At 65.9% G+C, this 18471-nt stretch carries 15 protein-coding genes and 4 pseudogenes; 8 read left to right on the top strand and 11 right to left on the bottom strand.

Annotated features, from left to right (window positions below):
* Positions 1–109 precede the first annotated feature (109 nt).
* Complete coding sequence (gene guaD, locus MBELCI_RS03510; protein WP_045319651.1) at positions 110–1399, top strand: guanine deaminase; 1290 nt, start codon at positions 110–112, stop codon at positions 1397–1399.
* Between the two features lie 5 nt (positions 1400–1404).
* Here the strand turns inward: guaD and MBELCI_RS03505 are convergent, their stop codons facing one another.
* Together MBELCI_RS03505 and MBELCI_RS03500 are read right to left on the bottom strand one after the other, a co-directional pair.
* A complete protein-coding gene (locus MBELCI_RS03505) occupies positions 1405–2217 on the bottom strand; it encodes an inositol monophosphatase family protein (protein WP_021692773.1) in 813 nt (270 codons plus the stop codon).
* A 117-nt stretch (positions 2218–2334) separates the two neighbouring features.
* On the bottom strand, positions 2335–2703 hold the full coding sequence (locus MBELCI_RS03500) for a helix-turn-helix domain-containing protein (protein ID WP_021692772.1): 369 nt from the start codon (positions 2701–2703) through the stop codon (positions 2335–2337).
* Between the two features lie 529 nt (positions 2704–3232).
* On the opposite strand from MBELCI_RS03500, the gene MBELCI_RS03495 reads away from it, so the two are divergent.
* A complete protein-coding gene (locus MBELCI_RS03495) occupies positions 3233–4009 on the top strand; it encodes a Bax inhibitor-1/YccA family protein (protein ID WP_021692770.1) in 777 nt (258 codons plus the stop codon).
* A 146-nt stretch (positions 4010–4155) separates the two neighbouring features.
* Positions 4156–5523 carry an aminotransferase gene (locus MBELCI_RS03490; protein WP_045319650.1) on the top strand — a complete coding sequence of 456 codons (1368 nt, stop codon included), beginning with the start codon at positions 4156–4158 and terminating at the stop codon, positions 5521–5523.
* Between the two features lie 96 nt (positions 5524–5619).
* Here the strand turns inward: MBELCI_RS03490 and phaR are convergent, their stop codons facing one another.
* From phaR to MBELCI_RS03475, 3 genes and pseudogenes are all read right to left on the bottom strand, one after another.
* Complete coding sequence (gene phaR, locus MBELCI_RS03485; RefSeq protein ID WP_021692768.1) at positions 5620–6159, bottom strand: polyhydroxyalkanoate synthesis repressor PhaR; 540 nt, start codon at positions 6157–6159, stop codon at positions 5620–5622.
* Between the two features lie 120 nt (positions 6160–6279).
* Positions 6280–6744: a phasin family protein gene (locus MBELCI_RS03480; protein WP_021692767.1), complete on the bottom strand. Its 465-nt coding sequence runs from the start codon at positions 6742–6744 to the stop codon at positions 6280–6282.
* A gap of 143 nt (positions 6745–6887) precedes the next feature.
* Positions 6888–8720, bottom strand: a pseudogene (locus MBELCI_RS03475) (PHA/PHB synthase family protein).
* Between the two features lie 123 nt (positions 8721–8843).
* Here MBELCI_RS03475 and phaZ point away from each other — a divergent pair.
* A pseudogene (phaZ, locus tag MBELCI_RS03470) lies at positions 8844–10097 on the top strand (polyhydroxyalkanoate depolymerase); the annotation flags it as partial.
* A 433-nt stretch (positions 10098–10530) separates the two neighbouring features.
* Here the strand turns inward: phaZ and MBELCI_RS19755 are convergent.
* A pseudogene (locus MBELCI_RS19755) lies at positions 10531–11711 on the bottom strand (pyridoxal-phosphate-dependent aminotransferase family protein).
* 80 nt (positions 11712–11791) lie between these two features.
* A complete protein-coding gene (locus tag MBELCI_RS03465) occupies positions 11792–12406 on the bottom strand; it encodes a hypothetical protein (RefSeq protein WP_021692763.1) in 615 nt (204 codons plus the stop codon).
* Positions 12407–12551: 145 nt separating this feature from the next.
* On the opposite strand from MBELCI_RS03465, the gene MBELCI_RS03460 reads away from it, so the two are divergent.
* The 3 genes from MBELCI_RS03460 to ygfZ are packed head-to-tail and all read left to right on the top strand — an operon-like array spanning position 12552 to position 15785.
* Positions 12552–13226, top strand: a complete 675-nt coding sequence (locus tag MBELCI_RS03460) for a tyrosine-protein phosphatase (protein WP_021692762.1) — start codon at positions 12552–12554, stop codon at positions 13224–13226.
* The gene (locus tag MBELCI_RS03455) at positions 13223–15016 is read left to right on the top strand and encodes an ABC transporter ATP-binding protein (RefSeq protein WP_021692761.1); all 1794 of its coding nucleotides are present in this window, start codon (positions 13223–13225) and stop codon (positions 15014–15016) included. Before MBELCI_RS03460 ends, MBELCI_RS03455 begins: the two co-directional genes overlap by 4 nt.
* Before the next feature lie 31 nt (positions 15017–15047).
* Positions 15048–15785: a CAF17-like 4Fe-4S cluster assembly/insertion protein YgfZ gene (gene ygfZ, locus MBELCI_RS03450; RefSeq protein ID WP_021692760.1), complete on the top strand. Its 738-nt coding sequence runs from the start codon at positions 15048–15050 to the stop codon at positions 15783–15785.
* On the opposite strand, the gene MBELCI_RS03445 is transcribed toward ygfZ, so the two are convergent.
* A complete protein-coding gene (locus MBELCI_RS03445; RefSeq protein ID WP_052512672.1) occupies positions 15782–16609 on the bottom strand; it encodes an inositol monophosphatase family protein in 828 nt (275 codons plus the stop codon). The two genes, ygfZ and MBELCI_RS03445, sit on opposite strands and share 4 nt — an antisense overlap.
* A gap of 99 nt (positions 16610–16708) precedes the next feature.
* Positions 16709–17272 (bottom strand): elongation factor P, encoded by a 564-nt coding sequence (efp, locus tag MBELCI_RS03440; protein WP_021692758.1) that lies wholly within the window; start codon positions 17270–17272, stop codon positions 16709–16711.
* Positions 17273–17502: 230 nt separating this feature from the next.
* On the opposite strand from efp, the pseudogene MBELCI_RS03435 reads away from it, so the two are divergent.
* Positions 17503–17825 (top strand): annotated as a pseudogene (locus MBELCI_RS03435) (DUF6280 family protein).
* A gap of 55 nt (positions 17826–17880) precedes the next feature.
* Here the strand turns inward: MBELCI_RS03435 and MBELCI_RS03430 are convergent.
* Together MBELCI_RS03430 and MBELCI_RS22460 are read right to left on the bottom strand one after the other, a co-directional pair.
* Positions 17881–18291 (bottom strand): cobalamin biosynthesis protein CobQ, encoded by a 411-nt coding sequence (locus tag MBELCI_RS03430; RefSeq protein ID WP_369385341.1) that lies wholly within the window; start codon positions 18289–18291, stop codon positions 17881–17883.
* The gene (locus MBELCI_RS22460) at positions 18288–18449 is read right to left on the bottom strand and encodes a hypothetical protein (RefSeq protein ID WP_021692755.1); all 162 of its coding nucleotides are present in this window, start codon (positions 18447–18449) and stop codon (positions 18288–18290) included. Before MBELCI_RS22460 ends, MBELCI_RS03430 begins: the two co-directional genes overlap by 4 nt.
* Positions 18450–18471 lie beyond the last annotated feature (22 nt).

Below are 18471 nucleotides of genomic sequence, written 5' to 3'. Positions count from 1 at the left end.
GCGGCTCCCGATGTTTGCGCGGACCATAGTGGATGTTCGCGCGACGGCAACCGGGGGGCCGAGGCACGGGCGGATTTACCTGACGCCCGGCCGCTCCTATCGTCGCCGCATGACAAAGATATTGCACCTGGGCCAGACCCTGAGCTTCACCGGCGATCCTTTCGTGGAAGGCCCCGCCGCCGCCACCCATTCGAGCCGCGGCGGGGTGCTGATCGAGGGCGGCCGCGTCATCGCCACCGGCGAGGCCGACGCGCTGCGCGCGAACCATCCCGGGGCGGAGATGACCGATCACGGCGACGGGCTGATCCTGCCCGGCTTCGTCGATGCACACATGCATTATCCACAGACCGCGATGATCGCGAGCTGGGGCAAAAGGCTGATCGACTGGCTGAACAGCTATACCTTCCCCGAGGAGATGAAATTCGCCGACCGCGCCTATGCGGACGAGATCGCGGGGCGCACGCTCGACCTCGCCATCGCGCACGGCACCACGACGCTGACCAGCTTCTGCACGATCCATCCCGGCAGCGTCGATGCTTTCTTCGAGGCGACACAGGCGCGCGGCATGGCGGGCTTCGCGGGCAAGACCTGCATGGATCGCAACGCCCCCGACGGACTGCGCGACGATGCCCGAAGCGCGCATGACGACAGCGAGGCACTGATCGAACGCTGGCACAAGAAGGGCCGGGCCACCTATGTCATCACGCCGCGCTTCTCGCCCACCTCCAGCCCCGAGCAACTCTCGGCACTGGGCGCGCTCTGGGCGGCGCATCCGGACTGCCTGATGCAGACGCATCTGTCGGAGCAGGTGGACGAGATCGAATGGGTCAAGGGGCTCTACCCGCAGGCGCGCGATTACCTCGACACCTACGAGCAGCACGGCCTCTTGGGCGCGCGCGGCCTCTACGGTCACGCGATCCATCTCGAACCGCGCGAGACCGACCGACTGCGCGAGACCGGTGCCGGGCTGGTGCATTGCCCGACCTCGAACACCTTCATCGGGTCGGGGCTGTTCGACATGGCGACACGGGTGGCCGAAGGGCAGCGGATCGGGCTGGCCTCTGATACGGGCGGCGGCTCGTCCTTCTCGATGCTGCGGGTGATGGGCGCGGCCTATGAGATCGGCCAGCTGAAGCGCAACCCGATCCACCCGGCGCAGCTTCTTTGGCTCGCCACCGAAGGCTCGGCCACAGTGCTGCATTCGGAAGGAGAAATCGGCCGCCTCGCACCGGGGGCGATGGCGGACATGATCGTGCTCGACCTCGCCTCCACCCCCGGCATCGCCCAGCGCAGCGCGGTGGCCTCCGATATATGGGAGGCGCTGTTCCCGACCATCATGATGGGCGACGACCGCGCCATCGCGAAGACCTATGTCGCGGGGCGCCAGATGAAGGGCTGAGGCCCCTAGTCGCGTTCGTGCAACAGCGCCAGCGCCTCGGCATGGATTTGGGAGTTGGCCGCGGCAAGCACGCGGCCGCCCTCATGTGCCGGACGCCCCTCCCAATCGGTGACGACGCCGCCCGCGGCTTCGATCACCGCGATGGGGCCACAGATGTCATAGCTGTTGAGCCCCGCCTCGATCACCAGGTCGACCTGACCGAGGGCGACGAGCGCATAGGCGTAGCAGTCCATGCCGTAGCGGGTGAGCCGCGCGACCCGGCTCACCGCTTCGAAGCCCGCGCGATCCTGCGCCGTGCCGACCTCCGGGAAAGTGGTCATCACCGTCGCTTCGGCGAGCGGGCGCGCGGCACGGCCGCGCAGTGCCATCTCGCCGCGCGGCCCGGTGAGACGCGCGATGCCGAAACCGCCTTCGAAACGCTCTTCGATATAGGGTTGATCGATCAGGCCGAACAGCGGGCCCTCCGCACCGCATACCGAAATGAGCACGCCCCATGTCGGCGCTCCGCAGATATAGGCGCGCGTGCCGTCGATCGGGTCGAGCACCCATGTCAGGCCGCTGGTCCCGGGGGTCGCGCCATATTCCTCGCCCAGTATCGCGTCATCGGGGCGCCGCCGGGCCAGCACGGCACGCATCGCGCGTTCGGCAGCGCGGTCTGCCTCGGTCACGGGATCGAAACCTGCCGCATCCCCGGTCTTGTCGTCGGCGGCGATGGCCTGCCGGAAATGACGCAGGGTCTCGGGTCGTGCGGCATCGGCCAGCGCATGTGCGGTGGCAACGAGGTCCTGCGCGAGGTCGAAGGGGAGCGTGCCGGTCATGAAAAGCCCATCCAGATCGGACGGACAGCCCCGCCCCGACACGGGCGGTAACGCGCGGACGGTGCCCCGGTCAAGCCGGGGGCACCGCCGCGACCGGGCTCATTCAGGCCAAGTCTTTCAAGCGGCGTCGCTCAGCACCCGGGCCAGATCGAACAGGCGGCGGCGCTGTTGTTCCGGGATCGCGTAGTAGGAACGCAGAAGCTCCAGCGCCTCGCGATCGGCCATCACGTCGCCCGGCATGTCGCCGGGCCGCGCCTCGGGTTCGGCGGTGTCCATGCCTTCGAAGAAGAAGGAGACGGGCACGCCGAGCGCATGCGCGATGTCCCACAGCCGCGAGGCCGAGACACGGTTCATGCCGGTTTCGTACTTCTGGATCTGTTGGAACTTGATGCCGACCTTTTCGGCCAGCTGCTGCTGTGTCGTGCCGTTCATCCATCGTCTATGACGGATGCGCTTCCCGACATGAACGTCTACCGGATGCTTCATGTCTCGTCCCTTTTGCTCTTGCTTTTGCGAATATCGGCGACAACCCAGTGGACATCGCCTTGCGCGTGAAATGCTTCGCGGACACCATGCCCATCTATATACCCATATAGACACGCATCGGTTGCATCGGTCATCATTGCTTTTTGGTCATGAATCGGGGCATTGGATCACCGGAACCTGTCCGGAAGGACAGGAAAACGCCGCAAACTGATGTTTCCAAAGACGGATCACACAGGCTTGCCACCGCGTCGCGCACGGCACGCCTGTTGTTTCCCAAACGGACATGGGTCGACCTCGGTGATTGTCAACCGCAGCCTCGCCTTCGCCCTCCCCAAAGCGACCGCTTTTGCGGGATATGGCGGAGATCGGACCGCCGATCGCCGCCGCCTGCCGCCCTGAGCGATGAGGCTTCGCTGCAACCGGATGAGAGCCTTGCCGAAACTCTGTCTCGGCAAGGCTCCGCGATCTTGAATAATCGGCCCTGATCGCCAATATCGAGAGCAAGAGTTGTATTCCAACGGAGGTCTCGATGGCTGATTACAATACGATCCACGCGACGGCCGGGGCCCGGTCCGCACGGATCGACGAGGGGCTCCGCGCCCACATGAACAAGGTCTACGGCACGATGTCCGTGGGCATGCTGATCACCGCCGCCGCGGCTTGGGCCATTTCGGGTCTCGCGGTGACGACCGATCCCGGCATGGCCGCGGCGCAGATCGGCACCGGCAAATATCTCACCAGCTTCGGCGCGGCGATCTACACCTCGCCGCTGCGCTGGCTGATCATGTTCGCGCCTCTCCTGTTCGTCTTCGGCTTCTCGGCCGGCATGAACCGCATGTCCGCCGCGACCGCGCAGGTCGTGTTCTATGCCTTCGCGGCGGTGATGGGGCTGTCGCTCAGCTCGATCTTCCTCGTCTTCACCGGCGCGTCGATCATTCAGGTGTTCTTGATCACCGCCATCGCCTTCGCGGGCCTGTCGCTTTACGGCTACACCACCAAGAAGGACCTGTCGGGCTTCGGCACCTTCCTGATCATGGGCGTGATTGGCCTGATCGTCGCTTCGATCGTGAACATCTTCCTCGCCTCCTCGGCGGTGGCCTTCGCGATCTCGGTGCTGGGCGTTCTGATCTTCGCCGGCCTTACGGCCTATGACACTCAGAACATCAAGAACATCTACGTGAGCCACGCGGCCCACGGTGACAGCGAGTGGCTGGGCAAGGCCGCCATCATGGGCGCGCTGCAACTCTATCTCGACTTCATCAACATGTTCATGTTCCTGCTGCAGATCTTCGGCAATCGCGAATAAGCGGCACCAACAAGATGCGACCTTGGGGCCGGTGGACACACCGGCCCTTTTTCGTGGCCAAAGACCTGCCCTCGCGTCGTGCCAAGGCCGCGATTGCGGCGGCACGGAGCGCCGACTAGGCTCGCGCCAACCCGCAGGAGACCATGATGACCAACGACAGCCCCAATAGCTGGGATGCCCGCGCCGCCGCCCATTCCTTTTACGGTTTCACCGACCTGCCGACGGTGGCCGAACGCGGCACGATCGTCGTCACTCATGGCGAGGGACCCTATATCGTCGACACCGAGGGGCGGCGCTATCTCGACGCCAATTCCGGCCTTTGGAACATGGTCGCGGGCTTCGACCACCCCGGCATGATCGCCGCGGCCCAAGCGCAATACGCACGGTTTCCGGGCTACCACGCCTTTTTCGGCCGGATGTCGGACCAGACGGTGATGCTGTCGGAAAAGCTCGCCGAGGTTTCACCCTTCGACAATGCCAAGGTGTTCTATACCAATTCAGGCTCCGAAGCGAATGACAGCATGGTCAAGATGCTGTGGTTCCTCTGGGCCTCGGAGGGGCAGCCGCAGCGCCGCAAGATCCTTACCCGCGTCAACGCCTATCACGGCGTCACCGCCGTCTCCGCCTCAATGACCGGCAAGCCCTACAACGCCGTCTTCGGCCTACCGCTCGACGGCTTCGTCCATCTGTCCTGCCCGCATTATTGGCGCTTTGGCCAAGAGGGCGAGAGCGAGGCGCAGTTCACCCAGCGCATGGCCGACGAGTTAGAGGCGACCATCGCGCGCGAGGGGGCCGACACCATCGCGGGCTTCTTCGCCGAACCGGTGATGGGTGCCGGCGGTGTGATCCCGCCCAGCGAAGGATATTTCCAAGCAATCGCGCCGATCCTGCGCCGCCATGGCATTCCGCTCATCTCGGACGAGGTGATTACCGGCTTTGGGCGCACCGGCAATACATGGGGCTGCGAGACCTACGATTTCGTGCCGGACGCGATCATCTCATCGAAGAACCTCACTGCGGGCTTCTTTCCCATGGGGGCCGTAATCCTCGGCGAGGCGCTGGCCGATCGGATGCAGCGCGCGGCCGAGAAAATCGAGGAGTTTCCGCACGGTTTTACCGCCTCGGGCCACCCGGTCGGCTGCGCCATCGCGCTCAAGGCGATCGACGTGGTGATGAACGAAGGGTTGGCCGATAACGTGAGACGCCTGACGCCGCGCTTCGAGGCGGGCATGGCGCGGCTCGCGCAGCATCCGCATATCGGCGAGTGGCGCGGCAAGGGCTTCATGGGGGCGCTCGAGGCAGTGGCCGACAAGGCGACGAAGACGCCGTTCGCGGGGCACCTGTCGGTCAGCGAGCGGATCGCCAACGCCTGCACCGACCAGGGGCTGATCTGTCGCCCGCTGGGCCAGTCCATCGTGCTCTGCCCGCCCTTCATCCTCACCGAGGCCCAGATGGACGAGATGTTCACCAAGCTGGAAACGGCGCTCGACAAGGTCTTTGCCGAGGTCGCCTGACGGTCAAGCGGGCCGGACACAAGGTTCGGCCCGCCGGTTCATCCCTACGGAAACAAGCGGCGGGCGGTCCCTGCCCCGGTCATCTCGGGGAGCGGGTCACTTGCTCATGCGAGCCAGTTTGGATTGAAGCTCGGCGAGTTGCTTCTTGATGTCCTCGAGATTGTCGCCGTTGCCGTCCTGCCCAGGGCCGGTCGAGCCCATGACGCCGCCGGTCATCGCCTTGAAGAAGGCCTGTTGCTGCGCGCGCATCGCGTCGAAGCCGGGCATCTGCCCCATCGGCGAGACCTTGGTCATGTTCTCCATCATCTTCGACTGCCCGTCGCGCAGCATCTCGAAGGAGGCGGCGAGGAACTGCGGCACGACGGAGCTTGCCTGACTGGTGTAGCTGCGCACGAGATCGGTGAGCACATCGACCGGCAGCACGCTTTCGCCCCGACTCTCGTGCTCGGCGATGATCTGCAGCAGATACTGCCGCGTCAGGTCGTCGCCCGATTTCAGATCGACGATCTGGACCTCGCGGCCGGCGCGGATGAAGCCCGCGATATCCTCGAGCGTGACATAGTCGCTGGTCTCGGTGTTGTAGAGCCTGCGGCTGGCATAGCGCTTGATCAGAAGCGGTTTCGCGGTCTCGGCCATCTCGGTCCCCCCAAGGCATGATGCGCTGCAGCAAAGCCTAGGGTGATGTTTCCCAAAAGAAAGGGCGGGCTGCGCGTGGCAGCCCGCCCATACGGCGCGGGAGAATCGCCGCAGTGCGGCTTACTTCGACGCGGTCTGACCGGCCTGCGCGGTCGCCTTGCGGGTCGCGGCCTGTGCGTCGGCACCGGCCTTCTTGGCGGCGTTGGTCATGTCATCGCTCATGTCCTTGCCAGCCGAAAGCATCAGTTCGAGGGTCTCGGTCTGCAGCTTCTTGGCGATCTCGGCGAAGGCGGCCATGTGCTCGGAGGCAGCTTCGGCCGAGGCCGAGGCGAAATCGCTCATCGACTTGGCATAGTCGGCGGGCTCGGACTTGGCGCGGGTCACTTCGCCGAACTTGGCAAGCGTGTCCTGAGCCCATTTGGCCGACAGCTCGGTCGACTTCTGAGCGGCTTCGAGGTTGGCAGCCGACAGCTTCTCGGCGAGAGCGGTCTGGTTGCGGAAGGTCTCTTCCATGTTCTTGGTGTCGACGGGGAACGAACCCATCATGTCCTTGAAGATCGAAGTGAAATCTTGAGTATTGGCCATTGGAGGTCCCTTTCTGGTCGCAGGTGCGGCAGCTCGGTGGCTCCGCTTGTGAACTCGTAGACCGAATATGAATGCTGCACCGCAGCAATTCAAGATGTTTTTCTGCGGTGCAGCAAAAAAATTCCCTAGGGGCAAGCATCGGCCTATTCGGCTGCGAGGCGCCCCCCCGTCACGTATCGCCCAGGCGCCGGACCCAGCGCAGGATGCACCTTGGAGCCGGGCTGGCGTGCAGGCACAAGCTCGCCCGAACGCGGCTCCAGCCACTCGATCCAGGCCGGCCACCACGAGCCTTCGTGCCGGGTCGCGGCCTCTCTCCAGGCCTGCGCATTCTCGGCGGGTGCGGCGTTGGTCCAGTAGCCGTATTTCTTCTTGGCGGGCGGGTTGACGATCCCCGCGATGTGGCCCGATCCCGAAAGCACGAAGGTCTTGTCCTTCGACCCCATCTTCTGCACGCCGCGCCAGCTCGAATCCCACGCTGCGATATGGTCGCTCTCGCACCCCACGGCAAAGACCGGCACCGTCACGTCGGAAATCTTCGCCTCGTGTCCCGCGACGGTAAAGCCGGTGGTGGCGAAGCGGTCCTGCTGACACAGCCCGCGCAGGTATTCGACCGCCATGCGCGCGGGAAGGTTGGTGCCGTCGCCGTTCCAGTAGAGCAGGTCGAAGGCGGGGGGCGCCTCGCCCATCATGTAGCTGCGGATCGCGGGCTGATAGATCAGGTCACGCGCGCGCAGGAAGGAGAAGGTCCGCGACATGTAGAACTTGTCGAGCACGCCCGCCTCGCGCGCTTCGGCCTCGATCCCGTCAACGAAGTCATCATCGAGAAAGACGCCGACCTCCCCTTGATCGGAAAAGTCGGTGAGCGTGGTGAAGAAGGTGGCCGAGTTGACCGACTTGTCCTTGCGCGCCTTGAGCACCGACAGCGCAAGCCCCAGCGTCGTGCCCGCGATGCAGTAGCCGACGGCGTTGACCTTCTTGACGCCGCAGATTTCCTTGACCACCTCGATCGCCTGAACATAGCCGTCCTCGACATAGTCGGTCATGCCGATTTCGGCATAGCTCGGATCGGGATTGATCCAGCTCACCACGAAGAGGGTGTAGCCCTGATCGACCACGTGGCGGATCAGGCTGTTCTGCGGCTTGAGATCCAGAATGTAGAACTTGTTGATCCATGGTGGGAACAGCACGATCGGCGTCTCGCGCACGTCATCGGTGGTAGGCGAATACTGGATCAGCTCGAACAGATGGTTGCGAAACACCACCTCGCCCGGTGTGGTGGCGAGGTTCTCGCCCACGCGAAAGGCGTCGCCGTCGGCCAGCGTCACCACGAGATTGCCCTCATTGGCCTCGAGATCGCGCACGAGGTTCTCCAGACCGTCGATCAGGCTCTGGCCATCGGTCTCAAGTGCCTTTTGCAGCGCGTCAGGGTTGGTGGCGAGAAAGTTGGTCGGGCTGAACATGTCGACGATCTGCCCGGCGAAGTAGTCGAGCCGCTTCTTTTCGCGCGGCTCCAACCCCTCGATTGAATCGATCGCCGTGCGCACGTTCGGCATTGGTGAGGTATTGCTGCTTGATGAAGGCGAACCACGGATGCGTGTTCCACAGCGGGTTGGCAAAGCGGCGGTCGCTCGGCCCATCGCCGGGCGCGGGCGTCGCGGCCCCCTGTACCATCTTCTGCTGGGTTTCGACGTAATGCTGCAGCGTCTTGCCCCAATACCCGAGCTGATGCTCCATCAGCTTGGCGGGATCGCGCATCATTTCGGACCAGTAAGTCCCGGCTGCCTTCAAGTAGAGGTCGTGCTTGGGCCCCTGCAAGCGCTGGGCACCTTGCGACCCCGCCCCATAGCTCCCACAAGCCTTTGCGTCAGTGTCTCGATCCGGGCGAGATTCTGCTCGAGCCGTTCCTTGGCTTTCGTGGCCAAAGCGTCACCGCTCACGCTCTCGTCGTTAGCCCTGTTCTGATGGTCAGTTGTCATACGCCCCCCCACGCCCTAGTTTGCAGCTGCAGCATGCGGCCTGCCGGGACGGGCCTGCGCCCCATGTGCCGCCGAGGCGGGGTTGGCCCCGGTGGACCAATGACCCCTGCCTGGAGCAGTCTTATGAAGTATATGCCCACCTATGACCTTATGGAAAGCGTGCGCAACACCAACCAGTGGTTGGGTGCGACTGCACGGGCCATGGGAGACCATCCGGCCATGGCGATGACCGCCAATCCGGTGATGCAGATTCTGCGGGCCTGGGGCGACGTGACCGAGCGCAGCTTCGCCCGCATGGTGGCCAAGCCCGACTGGGGTATCCCTTCGGTTTCCGGCCCCGATGGCAAGGACCATATCGTCCGCGTCGAGACGCTGCTGGAGCTGCCCTTCGGCGACCTGATCCGCTTTACCATCCCCGGCAGAAAATCGCCGAGGCGGCGCGTCCTCCTGGTGGCACCGATGTCGGGCCATTACGCCACGCTGCTGCGCAAGACGGTGATCAGCCTTCTGCCCGATTGCGACGTGCACATCACCGACTGGCACAACGCCCGAGACATCCCCGTCAGCGCGGGCAAGTTCGACGTCGAGGATTACACCAAATACGTCGCCGAGTTCATGCGCCATCTCGGGCCCGACTTGCACGTGATCGCCGTGTGCCAGCCGGTGCCGCTGACGCTCGCCGCCACGGCGATGCTGGCCGAGGACGACCCGTCCGCGCAGCCGCGCTCGCTGACCCTGATCGGCGGGCCGGTGGACCCCGACGCCGCCGCCACCGACGTGACCGATTTCGGCAGCCGCGTCACCATGGGGCAGCTCGAACACTCGATGATTCAGCGCGTGGGCTTCAAGTACAAGGGCGTGGGCCGCGAGGTCTATCCGGGGCTGCTGCAGCTTGCCTCCTTTATCGCGATGAACGCCTCGACCCATGCGCAGGCCTTCACCGACCAGATCTTCCGCGCCGCTCATGGTAAGGCGTCCGAGCACGACAAGCACAACCAGTTCTACGACGAATACCTCGCCGTGATGGACATGACGGCTGAGTTCTACCTCTCGACCGTGGACCGGGTCTTCAAGTCGCGCGATATCGCGCGCAACGCGTTCAGCGTGGATGGCCGCAGGCTCGACCTGGGCAAGATCACATCGGTGGCGGTAAAGATCGTCGAGGGCGAAAAGGACGACATTTCGGCCCCGGGCCAATGCCTCGCCGCGCTTGATCTCCTGACCGGCCTTTCCGACGACAAGAAGGCCGCGCATCTGGAGCCCGGCGCCGGGCATTACGGCATCTTCGCCGGGTCGAGCTGGCGCAACAACATCCGCCCGCTGGTGCTTCAGTTCATCGACGACAATTCCGACGCCCCCGCCAAGCCGACCGCCAAGGTCGAAACGCCCAAGCCGCGCCCGGCCAAACCTGCCGCCGCCAAGCCCGTCAAGGAGGCCAAGGCAAAGCCAGCTGCAAAATCCGTCGCAAAGCCCAAGCCCGCAGCGACCACGAAGGCCGAAAACCCGAAGCCAAGCGCTGTGCCGGCTCGCGCCAATGTCGCGGCACCCGAAGCAAAGACCGCCGAGGCCCCAAAGCCCGCGCCTGCGAAGCCGACGCTGGTCAGCACCAACGACCCCAAGCCGACGCCCGGTGCCGCGAAGGCCGAAGCGCCCGAGGGCGGGGACGCCAGGACCGCCGAGCCGCAGAATGACAAGGCAAAGCCGGGCGACGTCCAGATTGCCAAATCGCAGAGCGACAAGGCGAAACCGGGCGATGCCCAGACCGAAACACGGCCCGGCACGCCGGACCGCGCGGCCAACACCTGAGCGATCAGGCGGCGGCCAGCGATCTGGCCGCCGCCACCACGCCACCCGTGGCATGCGGATCGACAGGGCCGAAAGCCCCGCCTCGATCACCCCAAGCGCCCCCATCACCATATGCGCGTTGACATGGCCCATATGGCCGATCCGGAACCAGCCTTCGGGCGGCGTCCGCCCCAGCCCGATCCCCAAGGTCACCCCCATCTCGGCTTCACACCATGCGCGCAGCCGGTCGGCGTCCGGTGCGCCGAGGTGAATCGAGGTCACGGCATGGCTGCGGGCGCGCGCCTCGCGGACCCCAAGCCGCATCTCGCCCTCGCGGCCCCAAGCCCCCACTGCCGCCCAGATCGCGGTGGCCAGAATGGCGTGGCGATGCCAGACCTGTTCGATCCCCTCCTCGACGATCAGGTCGAGCGCGGCCCGCAGGGCGTAGAGATGGTGGGTCGGCGCAGTACCAGCGAAATGCTGGTAATAAAGGTCGGGGGCGGCACGCGGGGTCCAGTCCCAGTAGGGCGTGACCATGTCGGCCCGCCGCCGCGCTTCGGCGGCGCGTTCATTGAAAAAGACAAATCCCAGCCCCGGCGGCGTCATCAGCCCCTTCTGGCTCGCCGTGATGGCGACGTCGACGCCCCACGCGTCCATCTCGAACCGGTCGCAGCCCATTGAGGCGATGCAGTCGGCCATCAAGAGCGCCGGATGGCCGCAAGCCGCCAGAGCGGCGCGGTAGTCGGCCATCTCGGCGCGCACCCCGGTCGCGGTGTCGACGTGGCAGGCGATGACGGCACGAATCTCGTGGGCCGCGTCGTCCCGCAGACGCGCCTCGAGCCGGTCGGGCGTCACCGGCCCCGCCCCGTCGCTTTCGATCACCTTGACCTGCGCCCCGAGCGCGCGCGCCGTCGCGGCCCAGCCCTGCCCGAAATGCCCCGAAACCAGCGCCAGCACCCTGTCGTCGCGCTTGAGCACGTTCAACAGCGCCGCCTCCCACATGCCATGGCCGTTCGCGATATAGATCGCGGCATGATGGTCGGTGCCCGCGATGCGGCGCAGGTCGGGAAACAGCGTCTCCGTCATATCGTGAAGGGCGCCGGTATAGATGTTGGGCGCGGGCCGCTGCATCGCCGCGAGCACCCGGTCGGGCATGACCGAGGGGCCGGGAATGGCGAGATAGGGACGGCCGTGGGAAAGCGTCATGCGGGGGGCCTCGCAGGGAATGGGCGGCAATTGGATCGGCGCGCAGCCTCGCGCCGCCCCGGCCCGCCGTCAACGCCCCTTCAGCGTCCCAGCGCCCGCGCCAGCGCCGCCTCGACCTGCGCCACCTCGGCTTCGCCATCCTCGGGCATCGCGCCATGCAGGTTGTTGAGATCGCTGACGTAGCCGCGGATCTGCTCGCGCAGCGAGGCGCGGCTGCGGTCTGGCAGTATCCCCGCGCCACGCAGTTCCGCCTCGGTGGTCGGAGTCTTCTCGGGGTATTTCGTCAGGTCGGCGAGCCGCAGCCCCGCGGTGATGCCGCGTCCGCGCGAAAAGAAGCTGCGGTAATCGCGCACCGCCACCAGACCCATCGGTTCGGGCCCGATCCCCGCCGCATGCAACCGGGCGAACATGACCCAATTCTCGGCCACCCGGCGCAGCACCGGCGTGGAGAAGGCGCGCGCCCAATTCTCGGCGTCGCCGCGCCGGTCAAAACCACCCAGCACTTCCTCGCGCCGTGGCGCCTTGTGGTAGATACAGTGCTGAAGCCCCGACACAGCATGCATGATCTTGACCTGCGGCCCCGGCAGATAGACGGCCCAGGCACCCCACTTCACCCGGCAGACCCGCCCGGCGACCGTGGCATGGCTCGGCCAGAGCCGCACCTTGTCGATGACCTCGACCCGTTCCTCGTCCATGCCCGCCACTCCTGTCTGCGTCTCTGCCCTAGGCCGCGATCCCGGTCCCGTCAAACCCCGGCCTCCGCTCGCCCGCCCCCTCGCCCGCTTGCGAGGTGGGGCGGGGATGCTTATGCAAAGGCCGGATGCACCGATGGGATGGGCAATGAAGCTTCTCGACGATCTGAAGGCCTGGGAACGGCGCACCCGCACGCGACACCACAACCTCGACGAACCCGAGGCCCGGCGGCGCGCGCTGGCGAGCTACCTGATCCTCGACCACGCGATCCTGCGCTATTGGTGGACCAACTTCCACCTCGTGACGCCGGGCGTTTTCCGCTCGAACCAGCCGACGCATGGCCGGTTCGGCCGGATGGCCAAGATCGGCATTCGCACCGTCATCAATCTGCGTGGCGAAGGCACGCATCCGCGTTACCTGTTCGAGGCCGAAAGCTGCCGGGCGCTGGGCCTGCGCCTCGTCTCGACCCAGCTCTCGGCCCGCAAGGCCGCCCCGCCCCGAGAGATCCTGCGGCTCTTCGACCTGTTGCGCGAAGTCGAGCGCCCCGTTGTGATGCATTGCAAGTCGGGGGCCGACCGCGCCGGGTTCGCCTCGGCGCTGCACCTTCTGGCCGAAGGCCACTCGATCGAGGAGGCGCGCCGGCAGCTGCATCCGCGCTTCCTGCATTTCCGCCGCTCGCGCACCGGTGTACTCGATCACATTCTCGACCTTTATGCCGCCCGTCTCGAACAGGGGCCGATCGGCATCGAAGAGTGGATCGCCACGGAATACGACGCCGAAGCGGCGCAACGGAGCTTCGATGCCAAGCGGGCCGCGACATGACCGCGACGCTGCGCCCTCCTGCCGACGCAGACCCCCGCCCGCCCGCTCTCGACCGGCGCGGGCTCTTTCTCTGGCTGTGGCGCAACTATCTTGCACGGCACTGGCGCTGGCTCGTCGTCGCGATGATCCTGATGGCGATCGAGGGCGGCTCGCTGGGGCTTTTCGCATCGATGATGAAACCGATGTTCGACGAGGTCTTCGTCGCCGGAAAGACCGAGGCCCTGTGGATGGTGGGCGTCGTGGTGATGGGCGTCTTCATCGTGCGCGCCGTCACCTCGCTCGGTCAAAGGGTGCTGATGACGACGATCCGCGAGCGGTCCGCCGCGGCGCTGCGCTCCGATCTTCTGGGGCACCTGATGCGGCTCGACGGTGGCTGGCATCAGGCCCATCCGCCGGGCTACCTGATCGAGCGGGTGCAGGGCGACGTCTCGGCGATCAACCAGGTCTGGGCGACCCTCGTCACGGGGGCGGGCCGCGATCTCACCTCGGTCATCGCCCTTTTTGCCGTGGCGTTGTCGGTCGAATGGCGCTGGACGCTGGTGGCGCTGATCGGCATCCCGATCCTCGTGCTGCCCTCGCTCATCGCGCAGAAATACGTGCGCCGACGCTCGCGCAGTTCGCGTGAGATCGCGGCGCGGATGTCGACCCGCCTCGATGAAGTGTTCCACGGCATTGCGCCGATCAAGCTCAACGCGCTCGAAGGCTACCAATCCGAACGCTATGGCCGCCTTGTCCAGGCCCGTGTGCGGGCAGAGATCCGCGCGGCTTCGGGTCAGGCCGCGATCCCTTCGATGATCGACATCATGACCGGTCTCGGTTTTCTCGGCGTGCTGTTCTATGGCGGCGCAGAAATTATCGCGGGCGACAAGTCGGTGGGCCAGTTCATGGCCTTCTTCACCGCCATGAGCCTCGCCTTCGAGCCGCTGCGCCGGCTGGGCAACATCTCGGGTCAATGGCAGACTGCGGCTGCCAGCCTCGAACGCCTGCGGGCGATCTTCGATGCCAAGCCGACGCTGACCTCGCCCGCGACGCCGCGCTCCGCCCCGACCGGCGCGCCCGAGATCCGTCTGGACGACGTGCACCTCACCTATGGCGACCTACCAGTTCTGCGCGGTGCGAGTTTCACCGCCCGGGCCGGGCGCACCACGGCCCTGGTGGGGGCCTCCGGGGCGGGCAAGAGCACCGTGTTCAACCTGCTCGCACGTCTCGTCGATCCGCAATCGGGCGAAATCAGCATCGGCGGCGTGCCGACCCGCGCATTGGCGCTCGACGATCTGCGCGGGCTGATCTCGGTGGTCACGCAGGACGCGCTGCTGTTCGACGAGACGATCCGCGACAACATCCTCTTGGGACGCACAGATGTTTCCGAGGCGCGCCTGCGCGAGGCGCTCGATGCGGCGCATGTGTCGGATTTCCTGCCGCGCCTGTCGAAGGGTCTCGACAGCCCCGCGGGGCCGCGCGGCTCGGCTTTGTCGGGCGGCCAGCGCCAGCGCGTCGCCATCGCGCGGGCGCTGTTGCGCGACACGCCGGTGCTGCTGCTCGACGAGGCGACGAGCGCGCTCGACACCATATCCGAGTCGGTCGTGCAGCAGGCGCTGGAACGGCTCAGTGAGGGGCGCACGACCTTGGTGATCGCGCACCGCCTCTCGACGGTGCAGGGCGCCGACAGCATCGTGGTGATGGATCAGGGCGAGGTCGTCGATCAGGGCAGCCATGCCGAGCTTCTGGCGCGCGGCGGGCTCTATGCGGATCTGCACGCCTTGCAGTTTCGCGACCCCGAGACGGGCTGACGCGGGCGCCGCGCGGCTCTATGTAGGGCGCATGACACAAGACCGCACCATCATCGCCGTCACAGGCACCGACCGCGAGGAGTTCCTTCAGGGGCTCGTCACCAACGACATCGCGCGCGAGAGAGACGGCCTCGCCTATACCGCGCTGCTCACGCCGCAGGGCAAGCTCATCGCCGACTTCTTTGTGAAGGGCGAGGCGGATCGGCTTCTGATCGACGTGGCCTCCGACGTCGCGGCGCAGCTCTTTCAGCGGCTGTCGATGTACAAGCTGCGTGCCGACGTGGCGCTGGCCGAAGCCGATCTGAAGGTTTCGCGCGGCACCGGCCTCGCCCCTGAGGACGCCCTTCCCGATCCGCGGCACCCGGCACTGGGCTGGCGGCTCTATGGGGCGCAGGCGGGCGATGATGGCAGCGACTGGGCCGCGATCCGCGTCGAACACCTGATCCCCGAATGGGGCGCCGAGCTTGGCCCCGAGACCTATATCCTCGAAGCGGGCTTCGAGCGGATGGGTGGCGTCGATTTCAAGAAGGGGTGCTATGTGGGCCAAGAGGTTACCGCGCGGATGAAGCACAAGACCGAGCTGCGCAAGGGTTTCGCCCGCGTCGCGGTCGAGGGGGATGCCGCCCCTGGCGCGCAGATCCTGTCGAACGACAAAGCCGTCGGTACGCTGCACAGCCGCGCGGGCGACCGGGCCATTGCGTGGCTGCGCTTCGACCGAGCCGAGGGCGAAATGCGGGCCGGCGAGGCCCGCGTGATCCGGATCGATTAGAGCAGTGCCGGGCGCAGCCGGACGGCCATCGCCTCCCATGCCGCCTCGCTCGACGCGGTAAGCAAGTAACCCGCGTCGCGCGCCAGACCGAGATGATAGTCATCCCCGTCCAGCATCCGCGCCACACCGCCCGCGCGCGTCACCGCCAGTGCCCCTGCCGCGTGATCCCACGGGTTCAGCACGGCGGCAAGGGCGGCTTCGGCGTGGCCCTGTGCGATCAACCGATACTCATGGCACGAGCAGCGCAGCCCGCCAACCCGGCCAAACTCCGCAAAGGTCGCGGCCAGCGCTGGGCGCCTCTCGCGCGGCACCAGCGCCAGCGGCAGATAGACGGTCATCAGCGCGGGATCGGCGATCGGGGAGGTCGCGAGGCGGCAGCGGTTGCCATCCGCCGTCACCATCTCGCAGGGGCCATCCTCGCGTGCCTCGACCCGGTCGTCGAGCAGCGGGTCGTAAAGGATGCCATGCGTCACCCTGCCCCGCGCCCCAAGCGCGAGGATCATGCCGAACAGGGCCAGACCGCGTGCGAAGTTCCAAGTGCCGTCGACGGGGTCGATGATCGCCGATAGCTCCGCCGTCCCGAGACCGTCGAGCAGGGAGGCATTTGCCGACACCGCCTCCTCGCCTACGATCAGCGCCTGAGGCAGACGCGCGCGCAGCGCCTCGGTGATCCGGACCTCGGCGGCGGTATCGGCCTCGGTGACGAGGTCGTGGGGATCGGACTTCGTGGCGATGTCGCCCGCGCCAAGATTGCGAAATCGCGGCAGGATCTCGGCCCGCGCCGCCGCTCTCAGGATCGCCGTCAGTTCGCCATTGTCGATCATCACCACCCCCGTCGCCATGCAAAAGGGCGGCCCCGGTGGAGCCGCCCCGTTCAGGTGCAGTCTGACGATCCCCGCTCCGGCCGCAAGGCGCCAAGCGGATCAGGCGCGCTCGGCGTATTCCATGGTCTCGGTGTTGACCACGATGTCCTCGTCCTGACCGACGAAGGGGGGCACCATCACGCGGATGCCGTTGTCGAGCAGAGCGGGCTTGAAGCTATTGGCCGCCGTCTGGCCCTTCACGACCGGCTCGGTTTCGACGATTCTGCAGATCACCTTCTGCGGCAGGGTGACGTTGAGCGCCTCCTCGCCGTAATATTCGATATGCACCGTCATGCCGTCCTGCAGGAACGGGCGACGTTCGCCCAGAAGCTCGGCAGGCAGGGCGATCTGGTCATAGGTTTCGCTGTCCATGAAGGTCAGCATCCCGTCGGTCTCGAACAGGAACTGCTGGTCCTTCTGGTCGAGGCGCACGCGCTCGACCTTGTCAGCGGAGCGGAACCGCTCGTTGAGCTTGGAGCCGTTGCGCAGGTTCTTCATCTCGACCTGTGCGAAGGCACCGCCCTTGCCGGGTTTCACGTGATCGACCTTCACGGCGGCCCAGAGGCCACCATTATGCTCGAGGATGTTGCCGGGGCGGATTTCGTTACCGTTGATCTTGGGCATGTCGGTCCATGTGACGGAATTAAGGCGATGGGTTGATCGAGATTGGCCCCCGCCTATATCTCGCAGGTCGCCTCAAGGCAAGCTGAGCCAGCCCCGCAAGGTCGTCATGCGAAGAGCCATGCACTCACGTCATGGCTGCCATTCCAAAAAGGCGGCCCGAATCATGGCGGAAACGGGCTAGTCACCGGGACGCATTGGCGACAAGAGCAAAAAGAACGTAAGGAAGCATGATGAAGGATTTCGTTGACGGCACCGCCTACAACAACGAGCAGGGCAACCGTGCCCGCAAGCTCTTCGCGGCCGTCGTCCTTGCCGCCCTGGATGACGCCATCGCCGACGACAAGAAATATGGCAACGGCCCCGAGCAGATCGCCCGCTGGGCCCGTTCGCGCGACGGCCGTGAAGTGCTGTCCTGTGCCGGAATCGACCCCAACGAGCGTGTGGTCGCCGGCTGATGGAGTTCGTCGGCAAGGGTGTGCGTACCTCGGTCGCCCTGTCGCGCGAAGAGAGCGAGCGTCGTCACGCCGCCGAACTCGAATCTCGCGCCGCCTGATCCGACGCCTCTCGACCCGAAAAACGCGCGGCTCCTCCGGAGCCGCGTTTTTTTGTCAAAAAACAAAGCGCCAGATGCCCGAGGAGCCCAGTTCGGCCAACAGCAACAGAACCATACCCACACGCAGGGCGATGGAGCGAAACCGCCATAGCATCCATGCCGTCAAGCAGATCGACACCCCCGCCTCAAGCGGCCCGAAGATCCCGGCATGGTTGTTACGGTCCCAATAGCTGTAGGGTGAGTCGAATTTCCAGTCGGTCAGGGGCCAGAACATCGGACGCGCGTCGCTGCCATGCAGCGGGAAATCCAGCGCGAGGTGCAGCAGCCCCGCCCCCGCGAAGGCCGTGACCACCGGCCAGCGCCGCCACACCCCGAGGCCCAGAAGCGCGCCCCAGAGCAGGAAGGAATTGTCGATGGCGAAGACCGCCATCCACGCGTCCGAAAAGTAATATTCGCCGAAGATCACGCGTGCAGGCACGTCAGAGACGAGGCGCGCCCAAGCCACCATGAGGTAGAGAGACAGGTCCGGCGCCAGCCGCCCAAAAGCGCCGCCGCCGTGACCCGTGCATGGCCCGGCCGCCCGAAGGCCGCCGCGCCGAAGATCAGATGCGCCGGGGTGTTCATGCACTTTTCCTTTCGCGGTCGC

The organism is Limimaricola cinnabarinus LL-001 (assembly GCF_000466965.1).
GTDB lineage: Bacteria > Pseudomonadota > Alphaproteobacteria > Rhodobacterales > Rhodobacteraceae > Limimaricola > Limimaricola cinnabarinus.
This window is presented reverse-complemented; position numbering and strand designations above follow the sequence as displayed.